The 15379-nt window shown below is 45.9% G+C and carries 11 protein-coding genes; 2 read left to right on the plus strand and 9 right to left on the minus strand.

From position 1 onward, the window contains the following. Positions 1–202: 202 nt before the first annotated feature. The 4 genes from MiSe_RS29200 to MiSe_RS29215 all read right to left on the minus strand — a co-directional run bounded on the left by MiSe_RS29200 (position 203) and on the right by MiSe_RS29215 (position 4755). Positions 203–646 carry a hypothetical protein gene (locus tag MiSe_RS29200; protein WP_226587083.1) on the minus strand — a complete coding sequence of 148 codons (444 nt, stop codon included), beginning with the start codon at positions 644–646 and terminating at the stop codon, positions 203–205. Between the two features lie 652 nt (positions 647–1298). Beyond that, positions 1299–1781: an ATP-binding protein gene (locus tag MiSe_RS29205; protein WP_226587085.1), complete on the minus strand. Its 483-nt coding sequence runs from the start codon at positions 1779–1781 to the stop codon at positions 1299–1301. A 3-nt stretch (positions 1782–1784) separates the two neighbouring features. Then, complete coding sequence (locus tag MiSe_RS29210; protein ID WP_226587143.1) at positions 1785–3467, minus strand: SpoIIE family protein phosphatase; 1683 nt, start codon at positions 3465–3467, stop codon at positions 1785–1787. Positions 3468–4026: 559 nt separating this feature from the next. Further along, positions 4027–4755 (minus strand): response regulator, encoded by a 729-nt coding sequence (locus tag MiSe_RS29215; protein ID WP_226587086.1) that lies wholly within the window; start codon positions 4753–4755, stop codon positions 4027–4029. A 596-nt stretch (positions 4756–5351) separates the two neighbouring features. On the opposite strand from MiSe_RS29215, the gene MiSe_RS29220 reads away from it, so the two are divergent. Continuing rightward, entirely contained in the window at positions 5352–7664 is a 2313-nt protein-coding gene (locus MiSe_RS29220) for a hybrid sensor histidine kinase/response regulator (protein WP_226587088.1), read from the plus strand. Positions 7665–8202: 538 nt separating this feature from the next. On the opposite strand, the gene rsmH is transcribed toward MiSe_RS29220, so the two are convergent. From rsmH to MiSe_RS29245, 5 genes are all read right to left on the minus strand, one after another. Then, complete coding sequence (gene rsmH, locus MiSe_RS29225) at positions 8203–9114, minus strand: 16S rRNA (cytosine(1402)-N(4))-methyltransferase RsmH (RefSeq protein WP_226587094.1); 912 nt, start codon at positions 9112–9114, stop codon at positions 8203–8205. A 3-nt stretch (positions 9115–9117) separates the two neighbouring features. Beyond that, a complete protein-coding gene (locus MiSe_RS29230; RefSeq protein ID WP_226587098.1) occupies positions 9118–9399 on the minus strand; it encodes a hypothetical protein in 282 nt (93 codons plus the stop codon). A 134-nt stretch (positions 9400–9533) separates the two neighbouring features. Then, positions 9534–10655 carry a M48 family metallopeptidase gene (locus MiSe_RS29235; RefSeq protein ID WP_226587100.1) on the minus strand — a complete coding sequence of 374 codons (1122 nt, stop codon included), beginning with the start codon at positions 10653–10655 and terminating at the stop codon, positions 9534–9536. Next, entirely contained in the window at positions 10655–11119 is a 465-nt protein-coding gene (locus MiSe_RS29240; protein WP_226587106.1) for an RNA-guided endonuclease TnpB family protein, read from the minus strand. The genes MiSe_RS29235 and MiSe_RS29240 overlap by 1 nt, the downstream gene beginning before the upstream one ends. A gap of 769 nt (positions 11120–11888) precedes the next feature. Next, a complete protein-coding gene (locus MiSe_RS29245) occupies positions 11889–12302 on the minus strand; it encodes a M48 family metalloprotease (RefSeq protein ID WP_226587107.1) in 414 nt (137 codons plus the stop codon). Positions 12303–13082: 780 nt separating this feature from the next. Between MiSe_RS29245 and MiSe_RS29250 the strand changes: the two genes are divergently transcribed. Further along, complete coding sequence (locus MiSe_RS29250; RefSeq protein WP_226587109.1) at positions 13083–15311, plus strand: carotenoid oxygenase family protein; 2229 nt, start codon at positions 13083–13085, stop codon at positions 15309–15311. Positions 15312–15379: the final 68 nt, after the last annotated feature.

The raw sequence follows: 15379 nt of genomic DNA on the forward strand, positions 1-15379 counted from the left end.
GTTTGAGCGTCAGTTTGGCTGATGATAATTTTTATCTTTTTGCAAAGCAGCATTTTTAATCACCTTTTTCTCTGACTTCAACCCGTAAAGTATCCTGGCTTATAGCTCTCCATCATAGAGACATTTTAAAACATTTGCATACATTAACAGCAGCTATCTATAAGCTCCCCAAGAGTTATTAAATCTGCGCCGCTAGCAGCCGTTACAATTTTGATGTCGCTGCCGCTTGCTGCAAGGAACGCATCAACAGCTTGCGGCCTAAATCGATGTCGTTGGCGTTACATTGCCAGTCTGCGTGAGCCGTTCTCAACAGACTTTCTAAAGTTTCTTGATCGAATAGGTGCCAGACGGGGGCTTGGTTGATTTGTTGTGCGAGCGCGTAACAGTTTTGGCTAATGCAGTGGATCGTGCAAACATTGGCGACTCGAACCAATTCCATCCGATCCCCCGGTTGTAGCCCCCGAAACTGCTTGATCGCTTGCTTCCACTCGCTTAAAGAAGAAACCATCAATCCAGGTATCGGCACTGTGTGAGATGCATCGCCGTTGACTGCAATCCAGTAATGACGGGTTGGATCGATGCCTTCTAACCAGGGAGACTCGTCATCCAAACGGTAGCGGGGAGAGAGGGAAAACGGCTGGGTCATGGTCCTTCGCTCCGGTCTATGGGTTTTTTGTCAATAGTCAAGCCGCCCAGAAAGCAGATCTTTACTTTCTACAAGTTTGAGGGCTGATTAATTTGCTTTACTTTTTTCAAATATATTAAAGGTTTATCTGCGGATTGCGCCGCCTTAGCCATCAATCTTTACAAAACTTGTAATTTCGATTAATTAATCTGTTTTTCTCTGAATTTTTGTAAGGAAGACTTAATCGCCGAGTTTGTCGGATGCAGGAATCAGGTAGTAGTAAGCGATGCGGCTTCAAAAACCCAATCGCGTAGGCGTAACGGTTTAATCCAGGCAGTTTGAGGATGTATTATTTTTTACCATAATTCCCTAGCAGGAGACAGAAGCGAGGATTATAGAAGTTTTGCTTAGCAATTCATTAGCCTCACTCCCGCACTTTCCCTGCTTTTAGTCGAGGACTGCTAGAGGTAATAATTTTTTCCTAAGATTACTTAGTTTTTGCTTGTTCGTATCCCTGTGGGGCAACCCAATGCACCCAAACTCTTTGATAGCGATTAAGCCAATCAAAGCCTTGCTTGCGAGCAGGGAAACGCGAGCATGGGCGAGCCAAATTGAACAAATAGCCCGCTAGTTGCTAACTAGAGCTGAAAACAGCGGCGGTGGGTCTTATGCTTCAGCCCAAGGGCTGCTGTTGAGGAACCAAGGTAGATTTGCTGTTGTTGTCCGGAACCGCCTTAGTGAACTTTGGCAAACTCGCTTCTAACTTGAGACAGTTGCGACCATTCACCTGTAAGCGGTATTCTACCCGATCCATCAGCCGATGCATGATCAGCCAGCCATAGCCGTTTTCCTGTTTATCTTCTGGATTGGGTGGCAGATAGGTGGATAAGTCGTACCCGGTGCCGTGGTCCCAAATTTCCAAAGCCAGATCTCGCTCTTTGAGTTCTAAGCGAATCAGGACTGGTAGATTGGGTTGATCTCTGTGAGCGTGACGCACCACGTTCGAGTATGCTTCTACCAAAGCCAAGCGCAGGCGACTTGACTGCCGAGGCCAATCGACAGTTTCTTGTAATTCTGCTTCCAAAAAGCCCAACAGCCAGTTTTCAACCACTGTTAAAAACTTTAGGTCGCTGGGGATATGCAGCTCCGTTCGCATTGATTAAAGAACCTCCAACGAGAGTATAGTTTGGTCGTCTTCCTGTACTTGGTTGTTTCCCCGAATGCGGGCTAAGAGTCGGGTCAAGTCAAGCGGGCTATTTTCCTGCTTCAGCAGCGCCCACAGACCCTCTTGTTTGAGCATTAAATTGGCGCTAGACTGGCTATCGCCAATACCTACTGATGTTGCCATTTCACTGGTAATAGTTGCCTCCGTAATTCCATCACTTGCTAATAAAAGTGCTTCACCGGGTTTTAAATCTAAACTGCCCGCTGCGCCTTTCCAGTTTGGCAAAATGCCCAAGGGGACGCCTCGAGCCTTAAGGAAATTGGGTTCAACATCCCCAGTATGGCTTGCCTTAGTTTGGTAAGACCAGACGAGGGGATAGATGTGACCAGCATTGGCATAGACCAATTGCCCCGTTGCGGGGGTGTAACGTGCCAGAACCATTGTAATAAAGCAGTTGTTGCCGATCAGGTCTTCTGAGAGGCCGCTGTTGAGGCTCTGCATGACGACGTTCGGTTCTGGCGGGTTTTCTTGGGACAGTTCTCGCCGCATCACCGATATGGCACTTGCCATAAATAACGCTGCTGGGACGCCTTTACCGGAAACATCTCCCACCGCCAGCCAAATATCTCCTTTGGGATGGGCATAGACTTCAAAAAAATCGCCGCCGACTTCCCGTGCTGGAAAGCAACAAGCTTGGATTCTTACACCTTCTACTTCTGGTAGTTCCTGGCGTAGCAAGTTGTGTTGAATTTGACGCGCTACCTCTAACTCGGCACGCATTTGTTCAGCTTGCACTTGCGTGCGCTGGTAGAGTTTGGCTTGGGAAACGGCGAGGGCGGCTTGTTCGGCGACGCCTTCAATCAGGGTAATGTCTTCGGGTGACCAAGTGGCTTTTGTGCTTTCTTGGTATAGGCAGAGAACGGCTAGTAGTTCCTGCTTGCAGATCAGGGGTACTATCAGTTCGACCGAATAGCTGCCGTTATCGCTGCTAGTTTTAATTTGTGTCTGGCGGCTCTTGAGAGCCTTTTCTAACAGGGAGTCGCTATTTTCACCATTGCCGTTGGGTTTGGCATCGTCTACTTGGTAGGAAAATGCTTCTTCCAGCAAGCGATCGCCTTCTACGGGGCGCAGGCGACACTCTGTAGCTTTAAAGGTTTGACCGATTGTTTCTACAATTCTTTGTAACATGCTGCGATAATCCAGGGATTCCCGAATGGCGCTGGTTACCGCATTAAACAAAGTTTCGCGCTGCAAGGCGCGGTGCAGTTCATCGGTTCGCCGCTTTAGCACTTTGTATGTTTCTGCGGCTTGTTGAACGACTGCTTTGAGTTCAGCCGGATTCCACGGCTTGGTAATGTATTTGAATACCTGACCTGAGTTAATCGCGTCTACTAGATCTTCAACATCCGTATAGCCTGTCAGCAGAATGCGAATTGTGTCTGGGAACCGATCCACAGTCCGACCTAAAAATTCTGTCCCGTTCATTTGGGGCATCCGTTGGTCGGAAATCACGATCGCCATCTCGCCTTCTCTGTCCAGCAGTTCTAGGGCGCTGGGTCCGCTTTCGGCTTTATAGACTTGAAAATCGCGCCGAAATGTGCGATACAGCAAATCTAGGTTATCAGGCTCGTCATCCACTACCATTAATTTCAGTTTGCTGCCTTCTCCCCCAGTCATATTAGAAAAACTCGCTGAACGATTCATCCTACTTTAAAGGATTGCTAGGAAAGCGCGGGTCGGGTTTGTCGCTTCCCTGTATACAAAATTACACCAAATAGCCCGTTCTCGGAAAGTCTGCTGCAGTTGAGCGATGGTTTGACGGCAACAAGGTCGGTGACCTCAACTTCCTTTTGGACCTCCGAATAAATTTGCCGCTTGCCTGAGTTTGAGTGGGTTGAACCTGCTGAGTATAGGGTTGCAGGTTTTTTGTTTGGGCATAAGTAGGTTGAATATGAATTTTATCCCCTTTTTTTCTGGGCATTTCCACTTTTGAGTGCTGGTTATTTAGTCGCTACTATAGCCTAGCTTGATTTGCCAAACAAAAGGGAGAGGGTCTTTCCCATTGCCAGAATTAGGAGCGATGCCCTCGCGAGCGCACTAGGTGCATGTGTCACCCACAGACTATCGATGATCAAACACCAGCCCGCTTTGGCGTTACCCCTGTTCTGGGACGCCAGCGCGCCGGCTGGAGCTGATATTATCCTTGTATTAAAAACTACCGCTTTCAAACATCTACTTAGCCGACCAAACCGGAGCGCAGGGCGCGGACGGCGGCTTGGGTGCGGTCATCGGCACAGAGTTTGTTTAAAATGTTACGAACGTGCGTTTTGACGGTGCCGACGGTGATGTAAAGCTTGTCTGCGATCGCGGCGTTGCTGTAGCCTTCCACAATCAGTTGCAAGACTTCTAACTCCCGTTCGGTTAGGGGGTATGCTTCCAGCATCTGGGTGTATTCTGGTTCCGTCGCCTCGATGGTGACTTTTTTGGCGGTGGCGACGGGTTCGGGTATTGCCGCGACGGGTGTGGGGGCAGTTCTTGTTTGTTTGAGGACGATGCGCGCGATCGCCGGATCGATCCAGGCGTTGCCTTCTGTGGTGACGCGCAGCGCTTCTAACAAGCGATCGAAGCTGATATCCTTCATGCAGTAAGAGTCTGCCCCAGCGGCAAACGCTGCCAGGACGGATTCTTCATTGTCCTGTAATGTTAATATCAACACTTTTGGCGCGGGTTCTTCTTCCGTCACCGATGCCTTCAGGCGTCGAGTTAATTCGATGCCATCCATGTCTGGCAGTCCAATATCGACGATGGCAATATCTGGTTTCGAGTCTTGTAACAGCTTCAGTCCCTCTGAACCGTTTGCTGCTTCCCCCACGACGCGAATTTCTTCTCGCTGTTGCAGCGCCGTCCGGATCCCCACCCGGGTGAGGTCGTGATCTTCAATTAGGGCTACGCGAATTTCTTTCATGGTCTTTTTTTCTATTTCGTTATTCAAGTTTAAGCAACTTACCAATTATCCAGAACGAGTACACCTATCGCTAGAAGGAGGGAGTTCATAGGCATTGGATACATTTTAGACACTAACAACGATGTTGAATTCCCTCTGTTGACATATTTCCTATGGCAATCGGGTTGCTTCTGAGCCAATTGGGAAGGGAAGATGGGGAGAGCCTCTATCTCCCTTGTCTCCCACCAGCGATGTAAGGCAAACACCGTCACAGGTTAGAGTAAAATGTGTAATTTTCAGTTCACAATTAAGGAAAAATAAACGGGTAAAGTTGTTGATAATGACGGCTTGTTCTTACCTGCCATCAGGGACGGAGCAACTGGTCGCGCTTCAACCCTTAGCCGATTCAGCAAGGGTTCAACCTGTTTCAGGTAATATTGTGGCCAACTCTTCTTTTACGATCAAAACATAGCATTTTAAGCAGTTGGTTAACAACTGTTACCCTGGAAATTAACCGCCTCAAAGGTAAAAAATTCATGTTTGCTGTTTTAGGTTTAGCTTTTTGGGGAAAAATAAGCAAATGATATTAGAGAAAATCATAAATTTTTTTAAGAACTATGGAAGAGAAGCTAAAAATACTGGTGGTGGATGCGGGAGCGGTTCGCTGCGCTCTAATGGCTGCTGGCGCGCGGGTGGAAGTATCAGAAGCCGCCGATAGCAAGAAGGCGATCGCTCTATTGCAGCAGCAACCCTTTGACTGCGTTTTCCTCGATTATCGCTTACCTGATGGGGATGGTTTGACTTTGGTGCGGCAAGTGCGAAGTCTTGGGTTAAAAGTGCCTTTGATTGTGCTGACGAATGAGGAAGACGAGGAAATTGCCATGGAACTGATGAAATCTGGGGCATCCGATTATATTTATTGTGAGCAAGTTTCCGCCCAGACCCTGGCTCGCAGTATGAATAATGCGATTCGCATCTACCGCGCGGAAACTCTGGCGGCGAGCGCCCTAAACCGGCTCCAAGAAAGCGAGGAACGCTATCGCTTGGTTTTAGAAGGATCAAACGATGGGATTTGGGATTGGGATATTACCAAAAACCAAGTTTACTGTAATCACCGGATTGAAGAAATTATTGGACAGTCTGCGACTGAATTGAGCAAGTCTGGCAATGATTTTAACACGAGCGTAGAAAAATTTTTCGACCTGCTGCATCCGGAAGACCGAAAAAAACTCAAGGATGCGGTTAGGGCTCATCTTTGTCACAACGCTGAATTTAATTTAGAATTGCGGCTGCGCCATAGTTCTGGGGAATATCGCTACTGCATGATGCGGGGAAAAGCACAAAGGGACGCTTTTGGCAAGCCAGTGCGGATGGCAGGTGCGATCGGGGATATTACACCCGCCAAACAGGTGGAAGAAGAGCTACGCACCAGACTGGAACAACTGGAAAAGATACACCAAATCAATGCCAGACTTTACCTGGATTCCCAGGAAGCGAGCAATAATCTTCGCAGAGCGGTTTTGATTTTGGGCGAACAACAGCAACAGTTGCGGACGCTACAACGGCTTTCCAATTTGCTCAACCAGCATTTGGCTAATTTACCAGAACTGCTGCAAGTGATGGCGCAGTCGGTTTGCGATGCGATTGCAGCGGCGCAGTTTTGTTTTATCGTGCTAAATAACCAGACTGGCGTTGGCGAAGCGGCGACGCAGGAGAATTGCATGGTGTTAACCGTCACCGCTGGAATTGGTACGGAAAGATTGCGATTAGAGGAAGATGGATGGCTAAAGCAAGTGGTTTCGACGGTAGGGGACTTTAAAAGCGCCCGTACCCAAGAGATGCTCAATACTCAATGTCCCATGCTGCGGGCTTCTTTACCCGCTTCTGTTTGTACGGTGGCGATTAATTCGCCCCAGGGTGGGTGTTTGGGGGTGCTGGGGATCGGTAATTGGGAAGATAGGGAGGCGTTTGATGAAGAAGATCGACACCTGCTGGTGGCGGTGGGAGAACAAGCTGCGATCGCAATTAACAACGCTCGATTGATTAAAACTTTAGAAGAACGGGAAGAAAGACTCGCCAATCAAAACGAAGTTTTAGCCAATCAAAACCGAGAACTGGAAAATCAACGCCAGCAAATTCAAATGCAAAATTTACAGCTAATGGAAGCGGCGCGATTGAAATCGCAGTTTTTGGCGACGATGTCTCACGAATTGCGTACCCCGATGAATGCGGTGATTGGATTTTCTCAATTGCTGCTGCATTCGTCGGCGCGTTCGCGCACCCAGTGTAAAGGACAACCGCTGACGCTGGAGCAAGAAAATATGGTGCAGCGCATCCTCGACAATGGCAAACATTTGTTATCGCTAATTGACGATATTTTAGATTTATCTAAAATCGAATCTGGTCGGTTGGAACTTTTACCGGAACCTGTCAACTTGGAGGTTCTTTTAACCAACGCGGTAGAAGAATTTCGTTCCCCCGCCCAAGAAAAGCATTTAGACTTAAACTTGGACATCAGTTTGAATAACCCAATCGCAATCAACGACAGCGTTCGCCTGCGCCAGATTATAGTTAACCTGCTTTCTAATGCGGTTAAGTTTACCCCCTCTGGTTTTGTCCGCGTTGAGGCGTCGGAACCTTCACCGGATAAAATCGCTATTGTGGTTCAAGATAGCGGTATTGGTATTGCTCAAGAAAATTTAGACCGGATTTTTGAAACTTTTCGACAAGTCGATCAAAGTCTTTCCAAAAAATATTACGGTACTGGTTTGGGTCTAGCGATTATTAAGTCACTGGTACAGATGATGAATGGAAAAATTACGGTTCAAAGCGTTTTGGGAGAAGGTTCCACTTTCACAATAGAAATTCCCCGCGAGGTTCCTCTATCTGCTGGACGCAAGACAAAAACAACGAAAAGAATAATTAGGTAATGGCTAATTGCTAATTGCTAATGGGTAATTGGTGATTACGCAAAGAAACAAAGGTGATACGAGAAATCCTTTGGCAACATATCGACGAAGAAACCGGGTTTCTGGCAACGCCATTGCGTAAGTCCTGTGCTAATGGATAATTGGTGATTGGTGATTGGTAGGACTAGGGGTGTAAGAAAATAAATTTCAGATTGTAGGGACACGGCATTATACAATCTTTGGGTATAAATCAAAATTTATCTACGCCTTGTCCTTACAAAAATTACGCAAAAAACCGGGTTTCTATTTAGGAAGAAACAAAGGCGATCGTTTCGAACTGCGTAAGTCCTGTCTGAATATTAACGCAAGTTGCTAGTTATAAACAAGAAGGTTGCTAATGGCTAATTGCTAATTGCTAATCTAGGATTTTTACCAATCTCGCCATTAGCCTCGTGACCAGGGCAGAGCCTAGTAACGCCATTAGCCGCTCCCAGAGAGATAACTAGCAACTTGAGTTATTCTAGTCAGTTTTAAGTAATTTTAGCTTTAAACTTGAAGTTTATTTCTGAGCCTGGTCGCTAACTTTTTCAGCTATTCTTAATTTGGCAGAACGAGAGCGCGGATTGTTCGCGAGTTCGTCATCTTGGGGTGCAATTGGCTTTTTGGTTAGTACTCGCAGTATGGCTGAATTTCTTAAGGTGTGTTTGACGATTCTGTCTTCTAAACTATGAAAGCTGATAATGCCAATTTTGCCACCAAGTTTTAGCCAGTTAGGTGCTAGTTCTAAGAATGTTTCTAAGGATGCGAGTTCTTGATTAACTACGATTCGCAATGCTTGAAATACGCGGGTGGCTGGGTGTATTCTACCGTAGCGGTATTGGCGGGGGACGTTTTGCGCGATCGCTTCCGCTAATTGGGTCGTAGTCTGAAACGGACGCCGTTCTACAATCGCTTTGGCAATTCGCCTCGATAGCCGTTCTTCTCCGTATTTATAGAATATATCTGCTAACTCTTTTTCTTCCCAATGGTTAATTATTTCAGATGCCGTGAGGGATTGTCGCCGATCCATCCGCATGTCTAAAGCTGCTTCTTGTCTAAAGCTAAAGCCTCTTTCGCCGGTATCGAATTGGAACGAACTGACGCCAAGGTCGGCTATTATACCATCAAATTTAAGGCTATTTGGTTTATAATCACAAAAATTAACGCGACAGAATTGGATGCGTACGCCAAACTCGGATAAATTTGTCTTGGCGGCGGCTAGAGCATCTTCATCGCGGTCAATTGCGGTTACTCTAGTATCCGGTGCGGCTTCTAGAATTAAGCGACTGTGTCCGCCACCGCCGACGGTAGCATCGAGATAATGTCCACCCGGACGAATTTCCAATCCGGCAATTAACTCCCGACTTAGGACGGAAACGTGTACAAATGTGGGTTCTTCTGTTTCAATTGAGGTTTGGGAGTTAGTTTTCATGGTTTACCCTGGATAAATAGCCGATTGCTCGACTTGACGCAATTTCTTGGCGATATTATTCGTATTGTTGTTCAATATTATGATATAGGCATTGCCGGGGAATTGTAGTTCGTTAGCCAAGCGATCGATGAGTGAGTTGTCGTGGCGAGCGCTATCTAATTCAAACCAGCCCCGATGCCGCTCTACTCCCATGACGTAGAAAGGTTTTTCCGGGAAATATTTTACCACCTTTTGCACCAAATAAGCTATTTTCACTTCAGGGTAATTAGACAACTGCTGGCACATTTTTTTGACCTCTGAAGCTGATAGTTTGTGCGGCTTAAATTCATCACTCGCTCTTACAAAAGAGCGCTCTTGCCTAGCTAATAGCACCATTTCGTAGTATTCTTCAGCCCGCTTTTGATACGCTTTTGCTTCTTTTATTTTTTATTTTTCATACAAAAATAAATTAAATAGCAGCCATCGATTACATAATCTGGCTGGCTTTTCATTGCTTTTTCGATGCAAACGATGCCGATTTCATCATCTTTTTGTAACAATATTTGCCCGAATGCATAGTTAGCTGCTGCGTGACTAGGTTGAGTTTCCAGTATTTCTTTAAACAGCGGGAGAGCTACTTCCTGTCCCTTAAATTCTGCAGTCCAGCAAGCGCGGTTCCAGGCTTCTTCATTTGTTAGAGGTTGTTTTTGGGCTTTTTCTGGCAAAGATTGCAGCTTTTGAAGCGATTCTTGAACGTAAGCATATCGCTGCCGCCAAGGGGTGTCATTAGCTTGTTTCCAGTTATTGTTAAAGCACGCTGTCAATTCGTTTAAAACATCCCCTAATAATTGCTGCGCCGCGCTTGTTTTAACCGGCGGAGGTAGGGTGAGTTTCTGCTGGTTAGCTTGAGAATATCCTAATGCTGTCAGGCGATCGGATAAACAGGGATGGGTGTCGGCGTTATTGGTTTTTTCTGCTAGGGCTTGTTGTAACCATTTCGTAGCAAATTCAGAATTCCCAGCCGTCTCCAAGGCAGTAAACATGCGGGTGTAAGTTGTGGCTGGAGGTTCGATTTGATGTTGGACTTGTTTCAAAACATCGGGCCAAAAAGAAGATTCTAAAAATCTGGCTTTGACTTCTACATTAATCAGCGCTTCGGCGGCATTTTTGGCCCCGGCTAATTCGGCGGCACAGCGATCGGCTTCGTATTCGTCCATGGGCGCCAAAACAAACGAATAGGCATTAAAAAATGGCGCATACCAGTTAAAGAAACTATCAAAAATAAACGAAGATCCCCCCTGTTCGCGTTGTAGCCTTTCTAATATCTGATACCATGTGATTCCCAGGCGATAAATCCAGCCAGCAAAGCGACTGTGGTTGCCAGAAAGGTGTCCCAATTCGTGGGCGAGAACGGCGCGAAATTGACTTTGAGAAAGGGCTTGCATTAAAGGTAGCCCGATTAAGAGATAATTTTGTTGCCATCCAAATATACCTAAACGAGGTCTTTGGACAACCGCTGCATTGAATTCATCGAGTAGTAAAATATGGTAAACTACCCACACTAAGCTGACGCTATAGTGTGGGCTTTTGGTAGCCCTCCAGTTATCTCGCAAGATAACCAGGAACCTCTAGGCTGGTTTACACTCAGCCCCAACAGAGCAATCATTTTTGAGCCGTTTTCGTCTGCATCTCCAATCCAGCCACAAATCTTATTGCTACACTTAAATTTCTTCTCGGTTCTCACGCCGATATACAAACAACAATGGCAAGTTTGGCTTGTATAAGCCGGATTGACAGCTACTACTTCAATTCCTTCCCTCATTCCTTTATATTCGAGAAAAGTCCTTAACTGATAAAAAGCCCATGAATTTGACCGTCTTCTTTCAGTTTTGTTTCTAGGTTTAGAATTAGTCCTTTGTCGAATCCCTGATAAGTTTTCAATAGCGATAAAGGATTGAGTTTCTTTAGCCTCAAGAATGATTGATTTGCTTATATTATGGTTTAGCCATGCCTGGTATCCCCCCATCTGCCTCTGCGTCTAGTAGACCTTGTGCCTTGAGATGCCTTTTTTTGCAAAGAAGCCCGAACGCGACTATATTTGTCTCTAGTTTTTTGAATCTCCTTCCCTGACCAGGATTGACCAGTGCTGGTGAAAGCGATATCGCGCCTGCCAAAATCGACCCCTATCACATTATCAGTCTTGGTAGTTTTAGGGGTTTCCGACTTTAGCTGTATGTGGACGTACCAGAAACCGTCCTTGTGCAAGCAAACTTGAGCCGAAGTAGGATTTTGACCTGTTAGCTTTCCCCGATGGTAATTGCTGGCTCTTAAAGGGACAACCAGCCGTTTGCCCGTTGTAGAAATGCTAACAGTCCAGTCCAGCTCAATAAAACTAAAAGTTCTGGCATCGCAATCAAAGCTCGTAGGCTTGAAGCTTTTAACTTTTCTATTTTTTTGTTTGGCTGTTAGGCGGTTAGCCCCAACTCTAGCGCCAGCTCTAACTACATGATTGGCTGTTAACCCAAACTGGTCTTTAACATCTTTGTAGCAGACAGCTTGGATTGAGTTTCTATTAGTTAGGTTAAAGTTAACATTTTGATTAATCTAGTTACAAGCTGACGCAAAAGCCTTAGCTGTATCGGACAACAATTGTTGTTGTTCGTTACTAATTTGAAGCTTTACAACTAGCGTCAAGACTTGATTCATTTCTTCACAAAACTCACCATAATGATTATAGCTCAATTAATGTGGTTGCGCTAGGCGCGTTTATTTATTGGTCGCAATTCCTCTCACCGCTAAACTTCGTTATAGCGGTGAGAGGAATTGCGACATTCTAGGTGAAATCGGGGAGCTTGCAGTTTAGCGGTGAGTTCGTCTACTAGGGCGAATAGACGGGGTGCTTGTTGGCGGGAGAGGGGTAAACCTGCGGGTGGGGGGAAATTTACCCAGAGCGATCGCACAACAATCAGCGCTGGAACCAGTGCCAGAATACCGAGCTTGATCATCGCACCACTGATTCTTTGACTATATATCACCAAAATTACAACTAAGGCAACAACCACTAACAAAACTGCCAAAACTAAGAAAATATAAGCGTAACCAAGCACAGCCAAAAGGCCAACGCGCAGCTTATAAATCCCAGGTTGCTGACGGGCAAAATTCTCTAAACGCTGAACTAATCCATCAAACTGTTCTTGCCGCATTGCCATTGTTCTGCACCGCTATGAATAATTGCTCAAGACTAGCCAATCTTTAGCCAAAGATTTTGCTATGCCTATGACCGTCTGTCTTAATCTAACTGCTCACCCATAAGCCAATATAATCTAAAGATCGAAACAAAAATTAAAATTGCTGTTCTATAGCAAGAATTGAAAAACCCATGATACTCAACATGGGGCCGCAAGTAGTTACAAATCCCCTCTAAATGGTCATTGATTGTCTGAACAACTTTGCCGTAGAAAACTTCAGCGTGTGACCAAAAAGGGGGAAGGGGGAAGGGGAAAGGGGGATTTGGGAAAAGGGGATTTGGGGGATTTGGGAAAGCAAAAGTTTGTCCCTGTTTTCACCACAGACTCTTTTCTCCTCTGTTTCCCTTTGTCTTTCCTCTTGCCCTCTTTCCCCCATTATCCCCCAAATCCCCAAATCCCCCTTTCCCCAAATCCCCCAAATCCCCTTTTTCCTTTCCCCTTTTCCCTGCCGAATGACAGCCATTTTTTGATTCGATTTAATCCCGAACGCATGATTTTATTGGTATCATAAATAACTCGATCGCACTATGTACGGAAGAGCCGATATCGGTGGCAAAAATTGTCCTAACGTATTTGCGTAGTGCTATACACGAAAATATAAATAAAATATTAAATTCTATTTTACAGTCTGGTTCGACAGAAATCGCGCTTTTCCGACAAGATCGGCATTTTAACTTCCTGAAGAGTTCGCTAAGGAGCAGGTACTATAGCAAAAAACAAATTCTAAAGAATTTATAAAATATGCTCCAGACCTCTTGCGGTCCGAATTTTCCAGCGGCAATCCTAACCGTCGATCGTCATGCTGTTAATAGCGAACCGATGTCAATCGAAGGACAACTTCCTGAAGATTTACAAGGTCATATCTTCATCCTTGCTGCCGCAGGTTTCGTCAATTCTCAACCGCTAGCAGGCACCGATCGCGTTCTTCCCTCTGCTGATGGAACTCCCCTGATTAGCGGCGATGGCATGATATTTCGCCTCGATTTTCACAAGCGAGGCCAAACCGCCGAACCAGGTCGGGTTTTTATGAAAACCCGCATCGTTGGTACACCGTCATATTGGGCGGACAAAGCCATTTTCCAGAAAGAAACCTACGCGGATTTAAAATTCTACTGTCTCGGCTGGGCAAGGATTTCCCAATGGGTGGGCATTCGCAACGTTGTCAATACGTCTTGGCTGTCGATGAAATTACCCGATGAAGCCAGCCATCGCCTATTCGTCACCTTCGATGCGGGTCGTGCTTATGAAATAGATCCGGAATCCTTAGAGGTCGTCACGCCGCTGGGGTGGAACAAGGAATGGGTTCATCAAATACGTCTAAAATTGCCATTTCCTCTGATTATGAGTTCGGCGCACCCGTACTTCGATCCTCGCACCAACGAAGTATTTACGGTCAATTACACTAAGTCGCTGAAAACGATTATCCTTAGCTCATTCAAATACAAGATTTCGACGTTTAAAGAGTTTGTTAAAACTATTTTAGATGTCTTGCATTGGACGATCTCGCAACTCAAACGATTGATTAAATGGAAAGGTAAATTCTCATGGGTGGTTAAAAAACTAATTCGTACTGCAATTTCAGCGTATCGCATTTTTAGACTGAGCTGTAGGAAACCATATTTAGGAAATCTAGTACAGCTGATTCGCTTAGGATGGCAAATGCTGACGGAAGAGACAAAATTGCAGGATGTCACCTATGTAGTGCGTTGGGATGGCAAAGGATACTTAGAAAGGTGGAAGTTGGTGAATCCCGATGGAACACCCGTCGTCATCCAGCAAACCCTACACCATATCGGTGTCACCAAAGACTACATCGTATTGATGGAAACGTCTCTGAAAATGAGTCTCAGCCAGCTGATCCAGTTTAAAAACCAGAAGTTGGATAAACTGATCCGAGAATACTTAGCCTGCCCGCAATCGCCCGACAGTAACATTTACATCATCCCTCGCGATCGCTTGGTAGAAGGTCAGCGTCCGGCAACTGGCGATGCAACAGATACAGAAGTCTTAGTCCAAAAACTCACCATCCCGCGAGAAGGATTTCACTTCCACGTCAACTACGACAATCCCGATGACAGAATTACCCTACACGCCATCCATGCCTGTGGGTGGGATGTGGGAGAATGGTTGCGTCCCACTGATACCCCACTTACGGATAACCCATGTCCCCCGATCGGAATGTTAATCAATGGCATGGACATCAATCAAATGGGGCGCTACGAGATTTGTGGCAAAACGGGTCAACTCACAGCCGAACCAAGATTGACTTATTGTTTGGACTACACTTGGGCGATCGGACTCTACGCCTACAGCAACGTTAAATCTGGTGATACTTGGCTGCCGCCGGGAAAGTTTGAAAATATCTATTTAAACTCCTACGGCGCGTGGCAGGATCTAATGCCCGAGTTCATCGATAAGCTGTATGCCGATTATCCATATCGAGAGATTCCTGTGGAGAAAGTGCGGCAAATGACGGCTACAGGGATTCCCTCCAGTTTGTGCCGCTTGGATGTGCAGCAGATGGAAATTGTGGACGGATATCAGTTTCCAGCTGGCTATTTTGCCAATTCCCCTCAATTCGTCCCCCGCGCTAACGGAACGGGTGGATCGACTGACGGTTATCTTACCTGCACCGTTAACTACAATCCCGACTATAATCCCGACAACGACTGCCTCGATGGGTGCGATCGCTTGAAGGCTGGCAAGAGTGAAATTTGGATTTTTGATGCTAGCAATTTGCAGGGCGGGCCATTATGCAAATTGAGCCATCCCCATCTCAGTTTTGCGTTTACCACCCATACCACTTGGTTGACAGAAATAGCCCCCAGACAAGAGGGTTTATACTGCATTTCTATCAAACAAGACCATGAGGAAATTGTGAACAAATTAGCCCTCGGATTTCCCAAATTGCAAAATAAAATCAAGGCATTTTTCGCTCGGGAAGTATACTCGCGCTTTCCGCAATGTTGATCGTCTAAGTTGTCTAAATTGAATTTTTTTTTATTCCGGCAATTCCTTGTTCTAAGCTGTGACTGTAC

It is taken from the genome of Microseira wollei NIES-4236 (genome assembly GCF_020521235.1).
In the GTDB taxonomy this organism is placed as follows: Bacteria; Cyanobacteriota; Cyanobacteriia; order Cyanobacteriales; family Aerosakkonemataceae; genus Microseira; species Microseira wollei.

Excerpts from the sequence above, each read along its gene's own strand:
- MiSe_RS29210 (WP_226587143.1), bottom strand. The coding sequence starts at position 3,467 with ATGACTGGGGGAGAAGGCAGCAAACTGAAATTAATGGTAGTGGATGAC.
- MiSe_RS29250 (WP_226587109.1), top strand. The coding sequence starts at position 13,083 with ATGCTCCAGACCTCTTGCGGTCCGAATTTTCCAGCGGCAATCCTAACC.
- MiSe_RS29205 (WP_226587085.1), bottom strand. The coding sequence starts at position 1,781 with ATGCGAACGGAGCTGCATATCCCCAGCGACCTAAAGTTTTTAACAGTG.
- MiSe_RS29240 (WP_226587106.1), bottom strand. The coding sequence starts at position 11,119 with ATGGGGGGATACCAGGCATGGCTAAACCATAATATAAGCAAATCAATC.
- MiSe_RS29245 (WP_226587107.1), bottom strand. The coding sequence starts at position 12,302 with ATGGCAATGCGGCAAGAACAGTTTGATGGATTAGTTCAGCGTTTAGAG.
- MiSe_RS29215 (WP_226587086.1), bottom strand. The coding sequence starts at position 4,755 with ATGAAAGAAATTCGCGTAGCCCTAATTGAAGATCACGACCTCACCCGG.
- MiSe_RS29220 (WP_226587088.1), top strand. The coding sequence starts at position 5,352 with ATGGAAGAGAAGCTAAAAATACTGGTGGTGGATGCGGGAGCGGTTCGC.
- MiSe_RS29200 (WP_226587083.1), bottom strand. The coding sequence starts at position 646 with ATGACCCAGCCGTTTTCCCTCTCTCCCCGCTACCGTTTGGATGACGAG.
- MiSe_RS29230 (WP_226587098.1), bottom strand. The coding sequence starts at position 9,399 with ATGTGCCAGCAGTTGTCTAATTACCCTGAAGTGAAAATAGCTTATTTG.
- rsmH (WP_226587094.1), bottom strand. The coding sequence starts at position 9,114 with ATGAAAACTAACTCCCAAACCTCAATTGAAACAGAAGAACCCACATTT.